The sequence below is a fragment of the Marinilactibacillus piezotolerans genome, from assembly GCF_900114235.1.
Lineage (GTDB): Bacteria > Bacillota > Bacilli > Lactobacillales > Carnobacteriaceae_A > Marinilactibacillus > Marinilactibacillus piezotolerans.
Genome location: NZ_FOSJ01000005.1, coordinates 1 through 23,090, shown reverse-complemented (window position 1 = coordinate 23,090; position 23,090 = coordinate 1). Strand labels below are relative to the sequence as shown.

Annotated in this window: 23 protein-coding genes and 1 other RNA gene; 2 read left to right on the top strand and 22 right to left on the bottom strand. The window is 36.1% G+C overall.

Annotated features, from left to right (window positions below):
* Positions 1 to 81 precede the first annotated feature (81 nt).
* The 22 genes from BM212_RS02200 to BM212_RS02095 all read right to left on the bottom strand — a co-directional run bounded on the left by BM212_RS02200 (position 82) and on the right by BM212_RS02095 (position 20,486).
* Positions 82 to 864: a hypothetical protein gene (locus BM212_RS02200; protein ID WP_072693116.1), complete on the bottom strand. Its 783-nt coding sequence runs from the start codon at positions 862 to 864 to the stop codon at positions 82 to 84.
* 63 nt (positions 865 to 927) lie between these two features.
* The gene (gene rsmI, locus BM212_RS02195) at positions 928 to 1,803 is read right to left on the bottom strand and encodes a 16S rRNA (cytidine(1402)-2'-O)-methyltransferase (RefSeq protein ID WP_072693118.1); all 876 of its coding nucleotides are present in this window, start codon (positions 1,801 to 1,803) and stop codon (positions 928 to 930) included.
* On the bottom strand, positions 1,781 to 2,134 hold the full coding sequence (locus tag BM212_RS02190; RefSeq protein ID WP_072693138.1) for a GIY-YIG nuclease family protein: 354 nt from the start codon (positions 2,132 to 2,134) through the stop codon (positions 1,781 to 1,783). The genes rsmI and BM212_RS02190 overlap by 23 nt, the downstream gene beginning before the upstream one ends.
* Positions 2,109 to 2,831: a tRNA1(Val) (adenine(37)-N6)-methyltransferase gene (locus BM212_RS02185; RefSeq protein ID WP_091895975.1), complete on the bottom strand. Its 723-nt coding sequence runs from the start codon at positions 2,829 to 2,831 to the stop codon at positions 2,109 to 2,111. Before BM212_RS02185 ends, BM212_RS02190 begins: the two co-directional genes overlap by 26 nt.
* A gap of 469 nt (positions 2,832 to 3,300) precedes the next feature.
* Positions 3,301 to 4,218, bottom strand: coding sequence for a YtnP family quorum-quenching lactonase (locus BM212_RS02180; RefSeq protein WP_218149675.1), 918 nt, complete (start codon positions 4,216 to 4,218; stop codon positions 3,301 to 3,303).
* Between the two features lie 145 nt (positions 4,219 to 4,363).
* Positions 4,364 to 5,719: an APC family permease gene (locus BM212_RS02175; protein ID WP_091895856.1), complete on the bottom strand. Its 1,356-nt coding sequence runs from the start codon at positions 5,717 to 5,719 to the stop codon at positions 4,364 to 4,366.
* Positions 5,720 to 5,958: 239 nt separating this feature from the next.
* A complete protein-coding gene (gene nrdG, locus BM212_RS02170; protein ID WP_091895853.1) occupies positions 5,959 to 6,519 on the bottom strand; it encodes an anaerobic ribonucleoside-triphosphate reductase activating protein in 561 nt (186 codons plus the stop codon).
* Positions 6,509 to 8,713: an anaerobic ribonucleoside-triphosphate reductase gene (gene nrdD, locus BM212_RS02165; RefSeq protein WP_091895851.1), complete on the bottom strand. Its 2,205-nt coding sequence runs from the start codon at positions 8,711 to 8,713 to the stop codon at positions 6,509 to 6,511. The genes nrdG and nrdD overlap by 11 nt, the downstream gene beginning before the upstream one ends.
* Before the next feature lie 116 nt (positions 8,714 to 8,829).
* Positions 8,830 to 9,789: a class 1b ribonucleoside-diphosphate reductase subunit beta gene (gene nrdF / locus BM212_RS02160; protein WP_091895847.1), complete on the bottom strand. Its 960-nt coding sequence runs from the start codon at positions 9,787 to 9,789 to the stop codon at positions 8,830 to 8,832.
* A 117-nt stretch (positions 9,790 to 9,906) separates the two neighbouring features.
* A complete protein-coding gene (gene nrdE / locus BM212_RS02155) occupies positions 9,907 to 12,093 on the bottom strand; it encodes a class 1b ribonucleoside-diphosphate reductase subunit alpha (RefSeq protein WP_245750915.1) in 2,187 nt (728 codons plus the stop codon).
* The gene (gene nrdI, locus BM212_RS02150) at positions 12,080 to 12,451 is read right to left on the bottom strand and encodes a class Ib ribonucleoside-diphosphate reductase assembly flavoprotein NrdI (protein ID WP_091895842.1); all 372 of its coding nucleotides are present in this window, start codon (positions 12,449 to 12,451) and stop codon (positions 12,080 to 12,082) included. The genes nrdE and nrdI overlap by 14 nt, the downstream gene beginning before the upstream one ends.
* A gap of 4 nt (positions 12,452 to 12,455) precedes the next feature.
* Entirely contained in the window at positions 12,456 to 12,689 is a 234-nt protein-coding gene (gene nrdH / locus BM212_RS02145; RefSeq protein ID WP_072693153.1) for a glutaredoxin-like protein NrdH, read from the bottom strand.
* 414 nt (positions 12,690 to 13,103) lie between these two features.
* Positions 13,104 to 13,448, bottom strand: a complete 345-nt coding sequence (locus tag BM212_RS02140) for an initiation-control protein YabA (RefSeq protein ID WP_072693156.1) — start codon at positions 13,446 to 13,448, stop codon at positions 13,104 to 13,106.
* Between the two features lie 207 nt (positions 13,449 to 13,655).
* Positions 13,656 to 14,639: a DNA polymerase III subunit delta' gene (holB, locus tag BM212_RS02135; protein WP_091895840.1), complete on the bottom strand. Its 984-nt coding sequence runs from the start codon at positions 14,637 to 14,639 to the stop codon at positions 13,656 to 13,658.
* Positions 14,640 to 14,657: 18 nt separating this feature from the next.
* Entirely contained in the window at positions 14,658 to 14,987 is a 330-nt protein-coding gene (locus BM212_RS02130) for a cyclic-di-AMP receptor (RefSeq protein WP_072693160.1), read from the bottom strand.
* Positions 14,988 to 15,002: 15 nt separating this feature from the next.
* Positions 15,003 to 15,659 (bottom strand): dTMP kinase, encoded by a 657-nt coding sequence (tmk, locus tag BM212_RS02125; protein ID WP_177206274.1) that lies wholly within the window; start codon positions 15,657 to 15,659, stop codon positions 15,003 to 15,005.
* 172 nt (positions 15,660 to 15,831) lie between these two features.
* A complete protein-coding gene (locus tag BM212_RS02120) occupies positions 15,832 to 16,050 on the bottom strand; it encodes a YaaL family protein (protein ID WP_072693164.1) in 219 nt (72 codons plus the stop codon).
* Positions 16,051 to 16,061: 11 nt separating this feature from the next.
* Entirely contained in the window at positions 16,062 to 16,658 is a 597-nt protein-coding gene (gene recR / locus BM212_RS02115) for a recombination mediator RecR (RefSeq protein WP_072693166.1), read from the bottom strand.
* Positions 16,659 to 16,729: 71 nt separating this feature from the next.
* Complete coding sequence (locus tag BM212_RS02110; RefSeq protein ID WP_091895833.1) at positions 16,730 to 17,044, bottom strand: YbaB/EbfC family nucleoid-associated protein; 315 nt, start codon at positions 17,042 to 17,044, stop codon at positions 16,730 to 16,732.
* Between the two features lie 32 nt (positions 17,045 to 17,076).
* Positions 17,077 to 18,813: a DNA polymerase III subunit gamma/tau gene (gene dnaX, locus BM212_RS02105; protein WP_091895830.1), complete on the bottom strand. Its 1,737-nt coding sequence runs from the start codon at positions 18,811 to 18,813 to the stop codon at positions 17,077 to 17,079.
* A gap of 249 nt (positions 18,814 to 19,062) precedes the next feature.
* Positions 19,063 to 19,149: signal recognition particle sRNA small type (gene ffs / locus BM212_RS02100), an RNA gene on the bottom strand.
* Positions 19,150 to 19,211: 62 nt separating this feature from the next.
* Positions 19,212 to 20,486, bottom strand: a complete 1,275-nt coding sequence (locus tag BM212_RS02095; RefSeq protein ID WP_091895827.1) for a cytochrome P450 — start codon at positions 20,484 to 20,486, stop codon at positions 19,212 to 19,214.
* A gap of 539 nt (positions 20,487 to 21,025) precedes the next feature.
* On the opposite strand from BM212_RS02095, the gene BM212_RS02090 reads away from it, so the two are divergent.
* Both BM212_RS02090 and BM212_RS02085 read left to right on the top strand, forming a co-directional pair.
* Entirely contained in the window at positions 21,026 to 22,783 is a 1,758-nt protein-coding gene (locus BM212_RS02090) for a S9 family peptidase (RefSeq protein ID WP_091895824.1), read from the top strand.
* A 98-nt stretch (positions 22,784 to 22,881) separates the two neighbouring features.
* Positions 22,882 to 23,090 (top strand): helix-turn-helix domain-containing protein (locus tag BM212_RS02085; protein WP_143744890.1); only part of this gene is annotated, 209 nt, incomplete at its 3' end.

Here is a 23,090-nt window from a genome sequence, read left to right as displayed (position 1 = left end):
TAAAATTTCTATGATGTCGTATTTTTAAGATAAAAAAAGGATATACCTAGTATCGGTATATCCTTTTTAATTGAAGTATGGCTATTCAACATCCTGATATTCTCCAGTTACTGAATCCAGTTTTTCGATAGAGTCAGTCTGCAAGTCATATCGATATAACCCAATTAAATTAGACCATTCTACTCCGTCTTGTTTTACGGTTTCTCTTACCTCAATAGAAACCCATTGATTATCTGTTCTATCTACAAAGATTGAATAATTTTCGTTATTTAATTCTAGACGATCTACAGATTGGGTAAAAGCGTAGTCTTCTGCTTCTTTATCTGTGGCAAATGTTTTTTGATCTTGTGTTTCAGTTTCTTCTGTAGCAGTTTCCTCAGAATTAGTTTCTGCTTCAGCTTTTTCTTCTTTTTCAGCTAGCCAATTACCCAGCTCTTCATCTGTTGCATCTTCTATAGATTTACCTGTAGCAGCCAGATACTCTTCTCCTAGTACACTTGACTGACGTTCTGTCTGATATTCAGTTTTATCTGAAGATGCACTGGCCACTTCCCTTGCTTGTTCGGCTTGGGTCAAATTCACTTCTTCTAATAAGCTTTCTGCTTCTGACTGAATATCTGGATACTCTGTCAAATCTTCTTTCAATAAAAGAGATAGCGTTCCAGCTGCTTCATCCAATTTTTCTGCATCATATTGCACTTTTGCCTGGTCCAGCATTGTTTGATAGTCATTATTTACATTTGTTTCAGTATTCGTAGTTTGCTCAGATTCCGGCTCCATCGCTGACTCTTCTGTGTCATTACTGCACGCAGCTAAAGTAGCTCCAATAGTTAAAAATGCCACTAATCTAGTCCATTTTTTCATTGAAATAGCCTCCTTCATTTATTTATATTATACTGTATCTTTTTCAAGAATACTATCTAGTATTTATAACTCGTGATAAGCAGAATAAACTTCTCTTTTTTGTACATTTCTAAGTTGCGCCACTTTTTTAATAGCTGCTTTACTCGTTACGTCCTGCTTGTCGATTATTTTTTCAACATGCTCTTTTAATGTCCAGTTTGTCCATTCCGCCTCTTGTTCATCTAAATCAGGGCTTTTATTTCCTTCTACAATGATACAGAATTCCCCTCTAATCTGTTCGTTCTGTGCCCATTTAAATACTTCAGAAACTGAACCACGAATAAATTCTTCATATCGCTTCGTCAATTCCCTCGCTAGAACAATTTTACGTTCAGATCCAAGTACAGGTTCCATTTGTTCCAACATCGTTTTCAATCTGTGAGGTGATTCATAAAAAATCAGTGTTTCTTGACGATTTTTCAAATTTTCCAGTTCTAACTGTAGATCCTTTTTCTTTCTTGATAAGAATCCATAGAAGCAGAAAGGCTGTGGTGCGATTCCAGAGGCAATTAAAGCAGGTAAGGCAGCATTTGCACCCGGTAATGGAACAACAGCTATTCCTGCTTCTATAGCTGACTTCACTAAGTCAACTCCCGGGTCACTAATTGATGGCATTCCGGCATCGCTAACCTGTGCCACTGTTTCTCCAGCTAGCATTCTTTCTACTAATTGAGTCGTTCTTTCTTTAGAGTTATGTTCATGAAAACTGATTTGTTTTGTTTCTATCTCAAAATGATTCAATAACTTTTGTGTATTTCTAGTGTCTTCAGCCGCAATAATATCTGCTTCTTTTAATAAACGAATCGCTCTAAACGTCATATCTTCCAGATTTCCAATCGGAGTAGGAATTAAGTAGAGAATGCCTTTTTCACTTGTTTCAAAACTCTTCTGTGTCTGCATCATTGGACTCCTCTGTATTATTGATGATTCGATTTAACTGGTCCTTAAATGGAATCGATACACCATTTCTTTTTAAATAATATTCTTTATTTTTACGCGTCAGTTTCTTGAATGCTGCTTCAGCTTTTGTTGCTTCACTTCTGGAAACATAGCTTTCTGCATAAATCATTCGTACAGGTCTCCTATAAGCTGGACGTGTATATTTTGCACCTGTGCCGGTATTATGTTCTTTCAGTCTACGGTCCAGGTTTGTTGTATACCCACCATAAAGTGTATCATCTTTACAAAGCAGTACATAAAAGTAACTAGCTTTCTTTTCTGTTGCTTCCATATATCATCCTTCTAACTTCTGGTAAATATTCATCTTGCTGATCAAATACATATAATGGTGGAAGAACCGTAAATCCAGTTTCTTTGCCATTTTTTATTCCTTCGATCAGCAGCATGTTAGCCTCTTTATGTTCTTTGGGATAAACAAATCTGACTCGCTTTGGTACGAGATTAACTTCTCGCATAGCATCTAAAATTTCAAGAAACCGTTCCGGTCTATGCACAAAATATGCTTTTCCTTTTGTTTTTAATAAAAAAGCAGTCGCTTTCATAAGTTCTTGCAAATTCAAGTAGAGCTCATGTCTAGCGATTGCCAGATGCTGATTAGGATTTTTGGCACTTTCCTTTGTATGTTTGAAATATGGAGGATTGCAAGTCACCACATCCACTGAGTCATGTCTGATCCAGTTTTTTATTTCATTGACGTCTGTATGAATCATATTAACTTTACTTTCCAGCCTATTTAAGCGGATGCTCCTATTCGCCATATCAATTAGTCGCTCCTGAATTTCTACCCCTGTTACTAAGCTCTTTGTCTTTTGGCTCAACATCAAAGCGATTGCTCCGTTTCCTGAGCACAAATCCATTATATTCGCGCGATCATGTCTTGGAACCTGAGCAAAATCTCCTAAAAGTACCGCATCTAATGAAAACGAAAAAACAGTGGGACTTTGAATAATTTTCAGGTCATACTGCATCAGTTGATCAATTCGTTCATCATTTCTAAGTAAATCTTCCACTTGTTCGCTTCCTTATCTATTCATTTATTCCAGTATACCAAAATCCACTTATCAATATTACTCTAGAATTGACAAAAGCCCCTCCAATTAAGGAGCGGCTCTCTAATTAAAAATAAATGACTTATACAGTGATTTTCGTGCTAAAATACTATTCAAATTATATTACTGAGTTTCTCATTTAAACAACACAGTCCCTACCTCTACTATGTCCTTACAACTCTATAGTTGCGCCAGATCGATTAAACTTCGTTAAAACGATTTTATATAATGTTTCATATTTATTCCTAATGTAATTCCATTATACCATATTCTACTAATAAATCAATTTTTAAAGCCTTTGCAAATTCTCTGTAAACACTTTGATTCTACAGTTTATAAAGTATGATTAGATTCTTACTATAAATTTAAATAATTCTATCTGTTAAAATTACCCTTTTAAGGATCCTCGATCTATTGTTTCATTCTCAGGACTCCAATTAATATACGGCAGTTTAGTTCGTTTGAGAGAACTTATTACATTTTTTCCAGTAGTATCCCATTGAATCATTCTATAGAAAGCATCGTGGTAGAATATGAATTTAGCATTTGTTTCTACTGCTTCTTTCATCCAATGCTGTTTTGCTGCAATGGAATCCATTGGATAATCATCAAACCCAAGTACCCATAACGGATTCTGATGAGCATGTGTCGGCATAATATCAGCCATATGCAGTAAAGTCTCTCTTTGCTGAGTTAATTTTACAATCGAGTGCCCCTTACTATGACCTCCAGTATGGAACAATTCGATCCCCGGCACCACTGTAATATGATCATCAAATGTTCTAACCTGATCTTGAATGACTTCCCAGTTCTCTTTCCAGTAAGTACTTTTAGAACGTATATTAGGGTGACGAATTTCGTTCCACTCAACATTATTTACGTAGATTATAGCATTAGGGAAGGTGGAGACATATTTATCTTTAATTAATTGAGTAAGACCACCGGCATGATCAAAATGCATATGGGTCATCAGAACCATATCAATATCATTTGTCGTTATTCCCAATTGAGCCAGGCTTTCTTCTGCTTGTGTTTCTTCCCTCACGCCATAGTTTCTAATCTGTTTTTCAGTCAGCTTCCCTCTACCTACTCCTGCATCAATCAAATAATTTTTCCCTTGATATTGAATTAGAATCGCATCTGTCGGTAACTCTATCTGATTTTTCTCATTTACCGGATATTTTTTTGACCAAAGTGGTTTAGGTACGGGGCCAAACATGGCTCCACCGTCCATTGAAGTAATCCCACCATTTATCCATGTCAGTGTCATATCATGAAAGTCCATTGAATCTAATTCCAGTACCATATAATTACCCCCTTTTTTAAACTAGCCATTCTTATTTTATAACTACAGGAGCTACTGGCTAAATTATACTAAAAATAAAGATCCCTATGCAAAAAAACGCTCAAAAGTAATTTATCTTCTGAGCGCTCTAATTTATTTCATTATTTTATACTTCTACAACTTTTTTCTGATAATAGAAATAGCCCGCAATACAAATCAGCAGAGAAAAGATCAAAAAGAATGGCACGAATGTTGGATTTGAGAAAATACCACCTATCAAGATTACCATTGCCCCAATCGTCCCAAATACTGGCGCAATATATCCTAAGAATACACTCTGAACAATACCTTCTCGTTTTAGTTGAATGACTTTAAGGTAAAGTACTGCATAAGCGAGATAGCTGAAAACAATTGCAATCTCACTAACGTCCCCGCCTGATAACAATCCTGTCTTTTGAGTAAGGTAATGTAGCAGCATCCATACGAGACTAATCATATAAGCTGCCGTAGCAGAAGAAGGTGATAGTTCACTTTTCGGATCTATTTCTGCTATCTTATCACTCATCGGAATCATATTCTTCATTGCCAACGCCTGCGGTAAACGGATAAATCCCAAGGTCAAACCATTAACCACACCTAGTACTGCAATTAATACGAATGTCAACATGATCGATTCTCCATTTGCTCCTAAAATGGCTGTACCGATCTGGTTAATTGCAGCATCTCCTGTGGAAAGGATATATTCTTCACCTACAATTGCTACTGTTCCTAAGAAGTATGCTAGATAAACTGCTAGCACGATCAATGGCCCAATCGTTAATGCAATCGGCATATTACGTTTAGCATTTTTCACTTCTGGAGTAATGGTTGTTGAAATAACCCAGCCTTCAAAAGAAAAGGCCATAGGAGCAAGCGCCGCTAACCATCCTAGCCCAACTGAACTTGTTCCAATTGCTGCAATTCCACTTGGTATTTCCGGTGTAGGCGAACTCCAAAACAGCCCTACAACTCCAATACCAATCAACGGAACCATTTTGATCAAGGTTGTCAAATTCTGAAATCTTCCACCTGTTTTAAGCGAAAGATAGTTTAATGAAAAAAGAAAAGTTAAATAAACTAATCCAATACCTATTTGCATCTCCAATGTTGTTGAAAGTCCAAATAGCATCGTCGTATAAATTCCCGCGACCCAGGCCACTACGACCGTTATCGTTGGAAAGTAGATCCATAACTGAAACCAGCCAAATGCACTTGCAGCTGACGAAGAAATAAATTCTTCAAAGTAGCCTACAACACCACCAGTTTTTGAAGTTCTACTTGCCAGTTCTGTTAAAGTAATACTCCCGAAAATAACACAGAAAGCTCCAATTAAAAATACAATAATTCCTAAGAAAACATTACCACCTGTGTATGTTAAAATGTCGTCTGCTTTAAAAAAGATACCAGAACCTACACATATACCTACAATCATAGATAATGCTGTTAATAATCCGTAATGCTGCTTTATACTTTTATCTTCCACTATTTATCTCCTTAAAATCTGAATATATTATCTATACTTTTTATTTTTGAAGTTGATTTCATTATATAAAGTATACAACAGAATATACCAGAAATCAGGGTTCACGAAAAGCAAGTTTTCATCCTTACTTCATTAAACTCTAAACAAACTCTCTACATTTTCTTTTTTAATATAAAAACATTAAGAGCAGAAATACTTTCGAGTGATTTTTTGAAAGCTGCTCTTAATGCTTTAGAGGTTTACTTATAGTCACCATTATTCCATAACTTTACTGTTTCTGTTTTTAAAGATTGCTGAACGTCAATTATTCTCTGATTTGAACTTCCTCTAAATGCTAAGTTTAAATCTTTTTTATCAAGTTCAAAGCGACCATCCACTATAACATCTAAATAAGTGAGCAATGTCTGTTTATCTTCAGTTCCCCGCATCAATTCATCCCATGTGTAACCTGTCCAAGACCAGATGTCTTTTGCTGATCCAAATTCTTCTCGGATACGTCGACATAGTTGTATCGTAACACCTGTATTCAAAAATGGTTCTCCGCCAAGCAGTGTAAGGCCTTGACAGTATTCAGCTCGTAAATCTTCTACAATTCTATCTTCTAATTCTTTGGAATACGGTTTCCCATAAGTAAAATTTTGGGCAACTTTGTTATAGCATCCTTTACAGGCAAACGGGCAACCACTGACATAAATACTGCATCTAACACCTTCTCCATCTACAAAATTGTAAGGTTTATAGTCTGCAATATAATGCTTACTGAACTGATCTGAGGTCCAGGCTACTGGATCAGTTGGCATTCACGTCAGATCCTTTCATATGCTTCAATCTTGAAGAGATTTCTTTATGTCGTCCATCTACCATTGGCCTTTTTTGCGGATTTCCAAGATAACCACATGTTCTTTTAACGACATCACAAGTCTCCGGATCCGTATTCCCGCATTCAGGACATTTAAAGCCATGTTCAGTAGGAGTGAAGTCTCCTTCAAACCCACACTTATAGCAGTGATCAATTGGTGTATTAGTTCCTAGATATCCAACTTTATCGTAAGCAAAATCCCATACAGTTTCTAATGCTTTTAAGTTTGTTTGTAATTTTGGATATTCACAATAATGAATGAATCCTCCACTAGTATAAGGAGCATATTCTTTCTCAAATTCAATCTTTTCAAATGGTGTCGGATTTTTTCGGACATCATAATGAAAGCTGTTTGTGTAATAGCCTTTGTCCGTTATATCTTTAACTATACCAAATTTTTCTTTATCTAATTTACAGAAACGATCTGTCAGGCTTTCACTTGGCGTAGAATATACACTAATATGCAAATTAGTCTCTTCACTCCAGCTGTCGGCTGTCTGTTTGAGTTTTCGGATAATATCCAGTGTAAATGCTTTAGCTTCTTTATTTTCTTCCCATTCACCACCATAAAACACTGTAGCGACTTCATATAATCCTATATATCCTAGAGAGGCTGTAGCCCTTCTGTTCAAGAATAATTCACTGACACTCTGCTCTTTTGTTAGTCGTTTGCCGAATGCACCGTGCATATACAATATAGGGGCATTTTCTGGTGTAGCATCCATCACCCGTTCAGCTTTAAAAATCAGGGCATCATGAAGAGTATCAAGTCTTTCTTCTAGTAATGACCATAATTTTGACTGATCTCCTTTTGCCTCCAATGCTATTCGAGGTAAATTCAAGGTAACGACCCCGAGATTCATTCTTCCAGAGTTGATTTCTTGGCCTTGCTCATCTTTCCATCCTTGTAAGAATGAGCGACATCCCATTGGCGCTTTGAAACTTCCAGTCAATTCAACAATTTTATCATAAGATAATATATCTGGATACATTCTTTTTGCTGAGCAAGCTAATGCAAGCTGTTTGATTTTATAATTAGGATCTTCCGGATTCAAATTAATGCCACGCTTTAAAGTAAAAATCAGTTTGGGAAAGATCGCTGTTCGCTTTTCTTTTCCCAAGCCTTTCAAGCGTACTTTTAAAATAGATTTTTGGATTTCTCGCTCTAGCCAGTTCGTACCTAATCCAAATCCCACACTTGTAAATGGTGTTTGTCCTTGAGAAGTATAAAGTGTATTAATTTCATACTCTAAACTTTGCATGGCATCATATATGTCTTTTTTTGTTTTCTCGACTGCATACTCTTGTCTCTTTACTTTATCATCTATCCATTTTTCTGCTGTTTGCTGATGTTTTTTATAATTCAGTTTTGCATAAGGTGCCAGTACTTCATCAATACGATCAAAGCTGCACCCGCCATATTGACTGGAAGCTACATTAGCTATGATCTGAGCTGTTTGTGCAGTTGCAGTCTGTATAGACTGGGGTGAATCAACTTCTGCATTACCGATTTGAAATCCTTTTTCAAACATTTCTTTAAAGTCGATCAAACAGCAATTACTCATAGGGGAATAAGGCGTATAATCTAGATCATGATAGTGAATTTCACCTTTTTCATGCGCGTTCGCAACATGTTCTGGCAGCATCTTCAATCCAACTGCCTTACCCACTATTCCAGCCGTTAAATCTCGTTGTGTATTGAACACATTGCTGTCTTTGTTTGCATTCTCATTGACGATACTTTTATCTTTTATTAGTAAACTTTGAATCATTTTGTTTACATCTCGCCGATTTTGTCTTTCGCTTAACTTATTTTCTTTTTCTTCATTATACGAAATAATCAATTTTGGATGCCCTGATTCATTCATTACCTTTTTTAAAATGTGTTCAATTTCACATGTTTTGATGAAAGGTGACACTCTTACTGCTATTTTTTCTTCTATTTTATCTTTAATTATATTTAGCTCATTATCGGTCAACTGTACATTATTCTGTCTTGCTGATTCTATATAAATTCTCAGGACTTTATTTAAATTGAAAGATTGTGTACGACCATCTTGTTTTAATACTTTTAATTTATTTTCTACTTTCTCTTCTAGTAGGATCGTCTCGTTTTCTTTATATGTAGTCTGCATTTATTCTGCCCCTCTCAATTATTTTGTTCCTTTGGTTGTTTTTTCACAAACACTATCAAAAGTATATCCTGCTTAAAATCATAAGCAGGAAGTACTTTTCAGTTAACACGATCAATCTAATACCATTTAACGTAGTCTTCATCTTCCATAGTTTCAACCATTCCCAGTAGATAGCCATTCCCTACTTGAGAGAAGAAATCATGATTGCTGGTTCCTGTGGAAATTCCATTCATGATAATGGGATCAACGTCTTCTGATGTATCTGGAAACAAGGGATCAAAACCTAAATTCTGTAAGGCCTTATTGGCGTTGTATCTTAAGAATACCCCAACACGTTCTGTCCAGCCAATTGCACCGTATAGATACTCTGTATATTCCATTTCGTTCTCATATAGCTTGAATAATAATTCATATGTCCAGTTTTTTAATTCTTCTTGTTCAGGTTCAGATAATTGATTATAGCCAATCTGAAACTTATATCCAATGTATGTGCCGTGTACTGACTCATCTCTTAGGATCAGCTTGATAATCTCAGCTACGTTTGTCATTTTACTGTTTCCCAAATAATGAAGTGGTGCAAAGAATCCAGAATAAAACAAGAATGATTCCAAAAATACACTAGCAACTTTTTTCTGTAAATGTGTACCTTCTTGGTAAATCGCATTGATGATTTGAGCTTTTTTCTGAAGCATTTCGTTTGAATGTGTCCATTCAAAAATCTGATCAATCTCAGATTTAGTGTTTAATGTGCTAAAAATCGCACTATAGCTTTTTGCATGCATAGATTCCATGAACTCAATATTATTATATACAGCTTCTTCATGTTGAGTACGAATACTCTTCTTCAATGCTTCGATCCCATCCTGAGACTGTAAAGTATCTAGTAATGTTAATCCTCCGAATACTTTAGCAATCATATCTTTCTCATCAAAAGATAACTTTTGCCAGTCACTCAAATCATTGGACAATGGAATACGAGTATCAGTCCAGAATTGTTCTACCAATTTTTCCCATGTCAATTTATCAACCATATCTTCGATCTGATTCCAGTTAATGGCTTTATACGTTTCAGTCATTTTATTCTCCTTGTCCATATCCTTTGCTCTGTCTGAGTCATTTACAGCATACAAGGAAATCCCTATAAAAGAACATATAGCTTTTCAGGGATTTCCTCCTGTACGTTTTGACGTGACTTATATCGTGCAGCTTTCACACGCATTTGATCCGATTTCTTCTGCATCGTCCGTAAACGTGCGAACATAGTAGATAGACTTAATCCCTTTTTTATGGGCGTAGTGTCTTAAAATATTCAAATCACGCGTTGTCTGTTTTGTTGTCTTGCCTTCTTTCCATTCATAAATACCTGCTGGAATTTCTGATCTCATGAACAAAGTCAAACTCATTCCCTGATCCACATGTTTTTGAGCTGCAGCATAGATATCAATGACTTTACGCATGTCCATATCATAAGCACTCTTATAATAAGGCATCGTATCATTTGATAAGTATGGTGCGGGATAATAAGTTTTACCAGTCAGTTTTTCTTGACGTTCTTCTACTAAACGGGTGATAGGATGAATACTAGCAGATGTTTCATTCACATAACTGATTGACCCTGTTGGAGCAACAGCCATGCGGTATTGGTGATATAATCCGGATTCCTGGACAGATTCTTTAAGTGTATCCCAGTCAGATGATGTTGGAATACTGATACCACGTTCTTCAAAAATTGCTGCAACTTTCTCTGAAGCAAAATTAAAATCTTCTTTTGTATAGTTATCAAAGTAAGTCCCATTTGCATAATCCGATTTATCAAAATCATAAAATACCTGATTACGCTCTTTTGCAATCTTATTGCTGGCTTTCAATGTATAATAGTTCAGCAGCAAAAAGTACGCATCTGTAAACTCTACTGATTCAGGTGATCCGTAATGCATTTGATTTAGTGCAAAAAATGTATGCAGTCCCATGGCTCCTAAACCAATCGTATGATATCTATCATTTCCATTTTTCACAGAAGGAACAGCTTCGATATTTGAGCGATCTGTGACATAGGTCAATGCACGTACCATTGTATCCACTGAACCCTCGAAATCTGGAGTAGTCATCAAATTCACTACATTTGTCGACCCCAAATTACAGCTAATATCAGTACCAAGAGATTCATATTCTTGATTATCTTTGATTATAGATGGTTCTTGTATTTGCAGTACTTCACTACACAAGTTACTCATTGTAATTGTACCGTATACCGGATTCGCCTTGTTCGCTGTATCAATATTGATTACATATGGATAACCAGATTCCTGTTGCAGCTTGGAGATTTCATTTTCAAGCTCACGAGCTTTGATTTTAGTTTTCTTGATTTCGGGATTTGCGACCATATTGTCGTATTCTTTAGAAATATCTACATAAGCAAATGGTTCACCATAGATTCTTTCTACATCATATGGACTAAATAGATACATATCTTCATTGCGAGCAGCCAAATCGTAGAATTTATCTGGTACCACGACGCCTAGAGAAAGGGTTTTAACGCGAACTTTTTCATCCGCATTTTCCTTTTTAGTTGATAGAAAACTCATAATGTCCGGATGGAATAAATTCAGATATACTGCACCAGCACCATTTCTTTGTCCTAACTGGTTGGAATAACTAAAGCTGTCTTCCAGCAACTTCATAACCGGTAAAACACCGCTGGATGCATTTTCGATTTTTTTGATTGGATCTCCGGCAGCTCTAAGGTTTGTCAGATTCACTCCGACACCTCCACCAATACGAGACAATTGAAGTGCTGAATTGATCGCACGACCGATACTATTCATATCATCTGTCGTCTGAATCAGGAAACAAGAAACTAATTCTCCACGTCGTTTTCTTCCAGCGTTCAAGAAAGTCGGTGTCGCTGGCTGATAACGCTGATGAATGATTTCGTCTGCAATCTTTCTTGCAAGTGTTTCATCCCCATTTGCTAAATACAGAGCATTAAAGCCGATACGATCTTCAAATCTTTCTAGGAATCGATTACCATCATTTGTTTTAAGCGCATATTGAGTATAGAACTTATACGCAGACATAAATGAACGAAAACGGAATTTCTGATTATATAAATCTTCAAATAATTCAGTGATAAATGACCTTGAATATTGAGATAGAAAAGGTTCTTCAATAAAATCATGTTCAATCAGATAATCAATTTTTTCATTGATACTATCGAATTTAACAGTATTAGGGTTTACATGTTCAATAAAGTAAGCTCTAACCGCTTCTCGGTCTTTATGAAGCGGAATTTGATTATTTACTGGTCGATTGATTTCATTGTTTAATTGAAAATACGTCACTTCTTTAGGTATTTCTTTTACTGGACTAGTTGAAGCCAAGATCATCCACCGCTTTCTTTAATTTTTTCACGTCTACTTCATTCCCTTGAAATTCAAAGCTGTGAAGCAGAGGCACATTATAATCTTTCGCTAGATCTTTTGCTGTAAAAACAAATAGCTGACCAAAATTAATATTTCCTCCGCCAGCTACTCCTTTTAGAAAAGATTCATTATGTTCTGTCTCAATAAAGTCATTTAGAATTTCCGTCACTTCCTTATCGTATGTAGGAGTAATGACGATGTAAGGCTCATTTACAGTAATGAAAGGATCTGTTGGAGTTATTTCCAACAAATCCATTCCAAGTTTATTTACAAATTTTCTTGTCTGGCCTGTTAAAGAAAGATAGACTACTTTCATGGCACTACGCTAACTGATTCAGCATATCAGGACGGAATCCGTTGAATGCTTCTAGTCCTTCAGCAATAACAACTGGTAAAGAACTAAATCCTAAGCTTTTCACTTCTTCAATTGCTGCTTCATTTTCAGCAATATCTTTAACTTCGTAAGAGATTCCTTTATCTTCTAAATATTTTTTAGTAAAGTTGCATTGCATACAATTAGGTTTTGAATAGACAATAACTGGTTTATTTGACATGATGATTTCCTCCTAAATAAATGAAAATTACTGCATCGATTTCGTTCGATATCTTCGTGAATTTCTCTGTGAATTAGTTTATTCCAACCAATGAGCTCATCTATATATAGTGATTAGCGCTAATTGTTTGCCATCCTGTTCCAGCGCTAAGCTCGCTTGGTATCGTATCTATTATTTTACATGACTTCAGATTTTTTTCAAGCATAAAACACTGTATGTAGAAAATTAATTTAACAAGAACACAACATGTTGTGTTAAGGCACAAAAAGACACTCTCGCTTTTTTTGCTCAATTTAACAAGCAAAACGAGAGTGTACAAGGAGTTGCACTAATAATATACTTTTTTGTTTTTTTCGATAACCACTATATATAGTACCTGAAAATTTATATGTTTTTCTAATCCGACTGTCTACTTTATTTTCGCTCTCCATAAATAACTTCCAAACAAAATGCGCATGGTTCGTCTCCATCTCTTCTAGAACCATAAAAAAGATTACATACATGAAATCCATCTTCATATATCTTCTCTAGATTCATTCGAGATTTAGTCATTCCAGTATCACTAATTTGTTTTTCAATGGATTGCTGCTTGATGACTTCAGCTAATCTGTCTCGTAAATGCTGGTTCTCCATACTTAAAGCATGGTTCTCTTCGGTTAACTGAGACAGCTCTTGTTTTACTTGCTTGAGTGTCTTCAGAGTGGCTTCTGCTTGGGATTCCAACTCGGAAAATGTGTCATGTAATTCCTTTTTATTCATTGTACACCACTTTTTCATTTCTACAGATTTCTTCACGTTTGATTTCGACTTGAATATTTTAAACGGTCGAGCAGTTAAAAAATTGAATTGGCGATATAGTATCTTTTAATAGCATAACACGATTAGAATTGAATTGGCAAACACTCAATAAAGAAAAATATAAAATCTCAGTCATTATCTGTATTTATATGCTTACTCTTTTTAAATTTAACTAAAAACTATCTGTAATGCAATATCTTCGAAAACACCTTGGGCTGCTACGTTACTATTTAGCTTCTTTTTTGCTTCAAGTAGTTGTTCTAAAACTTCAATTAGTTTTCTGCTGGATAACTGAGCAGCAAATTGCTTCATACTGGATTCTTGATTCAAAAAAGCCAGTATGACTGAATCTGAATACGTCAAGTTAAGAAGGTCTCGATATATAATAATCAGCAGATCAATAACAAATTGATAAGATTCTCTCTCTTTGACCGTACTCATCAGTTCAGTCTGTACAAAAATAAATGCCTGTTCATCCTGCTTAGCTAAAAGTTTGAACCAATTCCAGACAGTCTTAACTGTATCCTGGAACTCTTCATCATTTGCGAGTTCGATTGCTTTATCAGCATCGTGAGTAACTCTAGAAGTTAAAGAAGCTTGTGACAAAGTCAATCCTCTGGCTTCTAGTTCCCGAATTCTTTTTTCAAGAGACTGGACTGGGAAATGAATGACTTGGCATCTAGAAAGAATGGTCGGCAAAAGTCTCTGCTTTGCTGTAGTTAAAAGCAGTGCTGTTGTTTCACCATCGGGTTCTTCCAGAAATTTCAGCAAACTGTTAGCAGCATTCTGGGTCATCTTTTCAACATCTTCGATAATAAACAACTTTCTTTTACTCTCTACTCCACTTTTAGAAAATTCCGCTTTCAATTCTCTAACTTGCGCTACTTTGATTGATAATCCATCTGGTTTGATTTCAATAATATCTGGATGCTGATGCGTATCAATCCTCTGGCACTGATGGCAAGTGCCGCATGGCTCATTATGCTCAAAATAATTGGGACAAAAAAGAGCTTTTGCGATCCACAATGCCATTTCTTTTTTTCCAGCTCCAGCAACACCTTCAAATAAATAAGCATGCTGTATAGTCTGGTTTTGAATCATTTTAGAAAATAATTCATGGATATTAGCTTGCTTTTTAACAATGGTAGACATTAGACGTCTCCCCTAGCTTTAAAATTGTTGGAATTGTTCGATTGGAAGAACAAATAATGTTGCTCCTCCTACTTCTATATCTACCGGATATGTCAAGTCAGATTCTAATGTAAAATCATAAGAAGGCGGGCTCATCATCGTTTGACTTCTAGTTGAACAATTTTCTTTAATCAGAGCTAATACACTTTCTACTCTACGGTCTTCCACTCCAATTAAAAAAGTTGTATTTCCGGCACGTAGAAACCCTCCTGTAGAAGATAGTTTTGTTGCACGGAAGCCTTTCTCTACAAATTCATCGGCAAGTCTTTTGCTGTCTTGATTTTGAACGATCGCTACTATCAATTTCATGTTTTTCATCCTTCCTTAATCGTTATCTTGATTCTTATACTCTTCTATTGCTGTTTCAAGTGCATCAAGTGCATTCTTGTACACGCTATCCTGGTCCAAGCTTGCATCAATAACACGGAAGCGATTCGGGTCTTTTTCAATTAGTAAATGATAGGCCTTGCTTACTTCTTCATGAAATGTCACAGCTTCTAATTCTAGTCTATCCTGTGTTCTTTTAGATTTTTTGTCCTTAATCCTCTTTAATCCTACTTCTGCATCTACGTCTAGATAAAGGGTAATATCCGGTTTTAGTCCTTCTATCGCAAATTCATTTATAGCCATTACCTTTTCCATGCCAATTCCTCTAGCTTGTCCTTGGTAGGCTATTGAGCTGTCAACAAAACGGTCACATAATACAACTTCCCCTCTTGATAAAGCCGGTAGGATTTTCTCTACCACATGCTGTCTACGACTAGCTGCGTAAAGTAATGCTTCTGTTCTAGCATCCATTGCCAAATATGCCGGATTCAAAATAAGCTTGCGAATTTCTTCAGCAATTTCACTGCCTCCAGGCTCACGAGTTACAACAAGTGGATGATTGATCATGGATTGGATGGTCGGAACCAGCCGTTTGACTAAACCAGATTTTCCCGCTCCATCTGGTCCTTCTATTGTAATAAACAGACCTGTCACATTTATTTCCTCAATTCTAAAATAATTATCCTATTTAGTTTATTATACGTGAGATTCATCCCTATTGTCTATGGATTTTATAAAAGGATTTTCTCAGAGATTTTTCTATATAAATAAAAAAAGCAAATGTCTATTTCCAGCGACACTTGCTTTTTCATTTAATATTAGTCAACTAATTTCCTTTTATTTTTCTCACTTTTGCCTCTTTGAATAAATAAAAGTATTTTGCCTGAGCTAGTTTGCGTTCTGCTTTAAGTTTTGGATGTTCTTCTACGATAATTTCTTCCATCACTTTAGAATTTTCCCACAGTGCTTTTTGATGTTGCATTAAAGATAAAAGTTTTTCGTCATATTCTTTTCTCAGTTTTGACTTTCTTTTAAACAATCCCATTTCATCTTCTCCTACATATCCCTGCGGCCTTCAACTGCTTTAAGCAGAGTTACTTCATCAGCATATTCTATATCGCTTCCTACTGATAGACCATGCGCCAGACGCGTGACTTTAATGCCTGATGGTTTAATCAAACGCGACAAGTACATTGCTGTAGCCTCTCCTTCAGCTGTAGCATTGGTTGCAATAATGACTTCCTTTACTTCTTCGTTTTGAAGTCGTTTAATTAAATCCGGTATATTGATATCTTCCGGACCTGTTCCCTCAATAGGAGACAATACTCCGTGAAGTACATGATACAAGCCTTTAAATTCCTGCATTTTTTCCATTGAAATGACATCTTTGGGATGTTCAACAACTAGGATCAATGACTGATCTCTGCTTTTATCTTGACAGATTTCACAAGGGTCTTGTTCGGTCATATTTCCGCATATTGAACAGTAATGCAGATCTCGTTTGACACTAATTAGGGATCTGGCAAAGCCGGTCACATCGTCTTCGTTCATATTAACTGTATAAAAAGCCAGGCGGGCAGCTGTTTTCTCCCCAATTCCTGGCAATTTCATATAACTTTCCATTAATTTCGAGATCGGTTCTGGATAATGCATGACCGTCTCCTTTCTAAAAAGATACTCTCAATCAAAGATTGTGTTAATTGGCTTCTACTTGAATCTCAGTGTTACATTCCAGGCATACCTTTAGTATATTTCCCCATTACACGTTCTGTTTCTGCATCTACTTTTTGAAGAGCATCATTTACTGCAAGTAGCACAAGATCTTCAATAATTTCTACATCTTCAGGATCGACAATTTCTTCTTTGATTGAAACTTTTTTTAATTTTTTATCACCTGTAAAAGTCACAGTTACCAGGTCATCATTAGCTGATCCTGTAAATTCTGTCTGATTCAATGTTTCTTGAGCTATTCCCATTTCTTTTTGCATTTTCTGCATTTTCTTCATCATACCTTGCATATTTCCCATTCCACCGCGCATTATTCATTCTCCTTTATTAATTATTATAATTTTTATTCTTCGATTTTAACGATTTGCTCTCCAAAAATCTTAAGTGCTTCTGATACAATCGGCTCGGTTTCAAGTTCTCTTTTATCTTCTGGAGAAAATGTTTCTGACTGAGTATCGCTAGTATCGGCAGATTCTTCCTTCATACTTTTAATGAATTCCTGACGGATAACTGGCCATTGTTCAGCAGGAACACTAATTAATTCAGCTTTATGTCCAATAACTTTTTCAAGATATTCACCAATAGTATTTAACAGAAGTTTATCGTTAGTTGCTCTCTCACATAGAATATCATAATCAAAGGTCACAACCAACCCTTGAGCACTCGCTGCTACAGGGGTTGAAGTATTCATAATAGCTTTTTGACTGGCTTCCAGCACATTCATCAAATCCGGCCAGACATCTTTCAATTGGGCTAAGTCCTTTTTTGTCGCTTTTTCAAGGACTCTATATACGGATGGACGGTTGACTTTAAAGACTAGGCTGCTTTTAGATCTTTTCGGCTTGGATGGAGAATGTTTTACGGCACCTTCATTCCCAGCCATATTCTGAATCAGCTTCTGCATATCTGCTAATTGTTTTTTTAAATCTGAGATTTCTGCAGATGACGTAGTATCTTCTTCAAGAAAATTTTTAGAATTTTCTCTTTTTGAAGAAGGTTTAGTGGGTTGTGTTAGTCTGACTGTTGCTACTTCAAGATAAACTTCAGCATGGTTGGATAATCTCATTTCTTGCTGCGTCTGGTTAAATACTTGTATCACTTCGTATAAAAGCGGTGAAGCCACTTCGTTTGAAAGTTGTATAAACTCATCATCTGCTTTTCCCATTTTTAATAACACATCTGTTTGTGCTGTTTGATAGAGCAAAACATCTCTGCTGAATAGAATCATATCTTCTACAAAGCGGCTAGGGTCTTTCCCTTCAGCAATCAGTTCATGGAGAATGTTTAAGCCCTGTTCAGTTTGCTGAGTATAAAGCGCACGAATATACTCAATCAAAAGTTCTTGAGTAATACTACCGGTTATTCTCATTGCATCTTCTGTTTTCAGTTTCCCTTCAGAGAATGATAAGGCTTGGTCTAAAATGCTTAACGCATCCCGCATACCTCCCTCTGCCGCTTTCGATATAGTAGTCAGTGCATCTAATTCAAATTCTACTTCTTTTTGATTCAGAATATATTGCATTCGACTAATGATATCTTGAGGAGATATCCGCCTAAAGTCAAATCTTTGTGTTCTGGAAATGATTGTTAAAGGAATCTTGTGAGGTTCCGTCGTTGCCAGAATAAATATAACATTAGCAGGAGGTTCTTCAAGTGTTTTCAATAAGGCATTAAATGCCCCCATTGACAACATATGAACCTCATCGATAATATACACTTTGTATTCTGCTTGCGTGGGAGCATAGTTTGCTTTGTCTCGGATATCACGAATCTCTTCAACCCCATTGTTACTTGCTGCGTCGATTTCAATAACATCTCCAAGTTTTCCTTGGCTGATCGACTGACAAATCTCACAGTCATTACAAGGTTCACCATCTTTAACATGTGGACAGTTGATTGCTTTGGCAAAAATTTTGGCTGCACTCGTCTTGCCTGTACCACGAGGTCCCGTAAATAAATACGCATGACTCGTTTTATCTTGTACAATCGCATTTCTCAGAGTCTTTGTAATTGCCTGTTGTCCAGCAATATCTCCAAATTTTTGCGGACGCCAGACGCGGTACAATGCTTGATAGCTCATGATTCCCCTCTTCTCTACTATAATTTTACTGCATTAGATGATCGCTTTATAAAATTTATATTTACGGTTTTCTATTTTGATTTCTCTACTCTTCATTATAAGCGAAATCAGAGTGAATGAGAAATAGATTTTGTATATTTTTATTCAATTTACCCTTTTATAGAAACTATGCATAAACAGAAAAAAGATGCCCTAATAAAAGGAACATCTCTTTTCTTATATGCACAACTATCAATTGTTCATAACTATGTATACACATAACACATGGAGGAATGTACTTAGTGCTGCTTCCTTCCGGACCTGACACGGTTCATACACCCGCCATTGTCATGCGGCCTTTCGGCACTTTTAATTATACTATAGATAGAACAATTTTTCTAGTACTATTTTAAATTATCTTAACCTTTATACTGAATATTTTCAAAAATCATTCCACTTTTAGGTGTTGTCGGCATGTTGACTAAACTAAATCCAACATCTTGTTCCGGAACGGTATAATCAATTTTGTTGACTAAGAAATCCGTGATTATTTCCATTGCCCGTACTGTATTCCATTCTCCTGGACATCGATGACCAGCAGAATAACTACCTCCGCCTTGTGCCAATAATCTAAACTGAATCTGATCAGTAGGACTCTCATGCCAATTGCTGAATCGCTCTGGCTTGAAGTCTTCAGGATCTTCCCAAACTCTTGGGTCATGGTTCGTTCCATAAAAATCAAATATTGTTAAAGTATCTTTTTCAAACTGATAGCCATTCCATATGAAGTCTGTTCGCGTAATGGCACCATTGAATGGGAAGAACGGATAATATCGTCTGATTTCTTGAATAAACATATGCAGGTAGTAAGGATTTTCTCCATTCAATTTATTTTTTTCTTCCGGAAACTGCTGTAAGGTTAACGCCGTAAATGCAAAGTATAAAGCAATTGCAACAGAAGGTCGAATAACATTCAGTAATTCTACTGCCGCAGTTTTCAAGTCCAATAGCTCTCCGTCTAATTCTTTGTGCCAAGCTATCTGGTATAACGCTGTATCTTCGTCTGGTTGAAGTGTTCCTTCTCTTACCTGCTCAATTAATCCAGAAACCCATTTTTCTCCTTTGATCCTACCGATTCGTCCTTCGATATGGCGTTTACTTACAGCAACAGGTGATTCAATCATACTGATCAATTGCTCTGTCCGTTTATCAATTTCTTTATCTTTTAATGGAACACCACACCATTCACATGCAGCTTGGGTCAGCACTTTCTGGCTTTCTTTATAAAAGTTGATCGAATCTTTTCTGATCCATTCTTTTGTAGCAATGTATAGATATTTCTCCACTAATTTTGCCCAGATTTCAATACGTTCTTTAGACATAAGATCTAAAAACATCTTTTTGCGATGACGATGTGCTTCATCATCTAACTGTTGAACACCACCTTGACCAAGCAAAGTCGATACAGCAGGTTCTGGAGCAGCACCTTCACGCTTAAATTTATCTTCATCATAAAATAGTTCTGCTGCTTCTTCTCCTCCTAGTAATATTGCTTCTTGCCCGAGGACTCTAGTTTTAACTGCATCAGATTGATATGCTTTTCGACGATTGGGTATATACAAATACCCTTCTCTTAATAATCTCAATCCATTTTCAATTCCTTTTTCTCTAGGAAATGGTTTGACTTTTTGCATGGCTTTCTCCTCCTAAATAAATATCTGATTCAACTATAACTTTATTCATCTATTCATTTAGTATATTCTTACTCGGTATGTAGTTTCAAACATTTCTCCTCGAAGGAAAAGTCCCTTATTTCTAATGGTACTTTCTGACGGAGTTAATTTGGAATAAAGATAAATGTAACCAAAATTTATCAAAATAGTTTTATTAAATACTACTAGTAATTTTTGATAGTGCTAATCAAATAAACATCTATGTAGAACGTTTCCTCTTTCGATGTACTAGAGTATATCTTGCGCGTCTTTTAAGGTTAATGGACATGAATACAAATGTGATGTTTCTATTGTGCTATATTTTACGTAAATCATTTCTAATTTTGATATTTTCCACACTCTTTCTACAAGTTTCAATCATCTTGTCATCTACTTACCCTAGTATTTATTCTTCTGATAAATTTGCTACATGCTTCTGTTTTTATTCTCGCTTTTCCAAAAATTATGGTAAGCTAGTAACAACAAAAAGAATTTACATAGTTTCTTAAGGAGGAAAGTACATGAATTTTGAAAAAGCACATTTCGAACAATTCTTCCATACCAACCGTATTGGCAGTTTTGCTATTGCAAACGATGAATCAAAATTGATTTATATGTCTGATATAACTGGAGAGCCTAATCTATGGGCAATTGATTTAAAAGAAAGTACAACACCCTATCTATTCGCCAAGTATGATGAATCTGTCTCCTTTATCAAGATCAGTCCAAACTCTGATTACGTTCTAGTGGGATTTGATAGGGATGGAAATGAAAATACTCAAATTTATGCTCTTCCAATATACGGCGGATATCCAACCCCGCTTGTAACAGGTGATGCTTCAGAAAAATTTTATTTTGCAGACCTTTCTGAAGATGGAAATCGTTTATATTATACTACCTCTCTCGCTAATCCTAACTTCTTAAACACACATGTCAGAGATCTTGAGACAGGAAAAGATACACTTTTAGAAAAGGGGCAGGAAGCTCCAACTTATCTGACAGCCGTTTCCAGAGATGAAGCCCTCTTTATTTACACAAAATTATATTCTAATACGCATCAAAAAGCCTTTTTAAAAGTTGAAGATGAAATGATTCCTTTACTTCCAGAAGATGCTAAACCACCTTATACGATCAGTGGAACAACTATCACTGAGAGCAATATGATCTACTTTGTAACAGACTATCAAAGTGAACAAGCCTATCTGGTCCGTTATGATCTAGCCTCTCGCCAAAGCGAAACAGTACTTTCATTCAGAGATGAAAGCATTACAGAGGTTTCCTGGCACGAAGAATCCGAAACTTTTATCTTAGCGACTACTGCAGGCGTTACAGATAATCTATATCGCTTTAATCCTGAGACACGTGAAGTAGAAGAACTTGTCTCTCCTGTACATGTATTGCAAGAAATAAAAATTGCTAAAAACGGAACAATCTATTTATCGGGATCTAGTGCAGTAATGCCTGTCAATATATTCCGTTCGGTTGATGGGGTTCATTGGGAATCGCTGACAGAAAATCGTGTCCTCGGAATTGACTCAACTGAAATGGTCGAACCCGAAACCATTAAATTCAATTCTTTTGACGAACTAGAAATTGAAGCATTATTATTTAGAGCAACTGAAGATAATGCGAATGGATATACAATTTTCTGGCCTCATGGTGGTCCACAAGCAGCCGAGAGACAAAATTTCCGTGCTTTATTTCAGGCACTTTTATATAGTGGATATAATATTTTCGCACCTAATTTTAGAGGTAGCACAGGATATGGAAAAACTTTTGCTACGCTGGTAGAACAAGACTGGGGTAATGCTCCAAGGTTAGATAATGTTGCAAGTATCGAATGGTTATTCAAACAAGGTATTGCTTCGAAAGATTCTTTATTCCTAGTAGGCGGCAGTTATGGCGGATATATGAGTCTACTGCTTCACGGTCGTCATCCAGATTATTTCCGTGCTGTTGTGGACTTATTTGGACCTTCTAACTTATTCTCTTTTTATGAATCTGTACCGCCGCATTGGAAACCAATCATGAAACTGTGGTTAGGTGATCCAAATCAAGACAAAGAAAAATTCATCGAAGATTCTCCTATTACGTACTTGGATCAAATGACTAAACCGATGTTAGTTGTACAAGGTGCACAAGATCCGCGAGTTGTAAAAAAAGAATCGGATCAAATCGTTGAAAAGTTAAAAGAAAAGCAGCGTGATATCACTTATCTTGTCCTAGAAAATGAAGGACATGGATTTGCAAAAAAAGAAAATGAAATTGCTGTATCTTGAATATACACTTTAAGTGCAACACTTAATCCTTAAAAAAGACCCCTAGCTAAATTCCAGTTAAAATAGGGTTGTCCACACTATTTGAAAGGAAGATAGCTATGAGCCACTATAACCATCTTACAATATTTGAACGAGAAAAACTATTTTTAATGTTCAACCAAGGTCATTCTATTCGCACTATTGCCGCTGCCGTCGACCGAAGTCCGTCAACGATCTCTAGAGAACTGAAACGTAATTTTAAGAAGGGGACTTATTCTCCTATCATTGCTCAGACGTTATATTCTTACAGAAAGCAAAACTGTGGGCG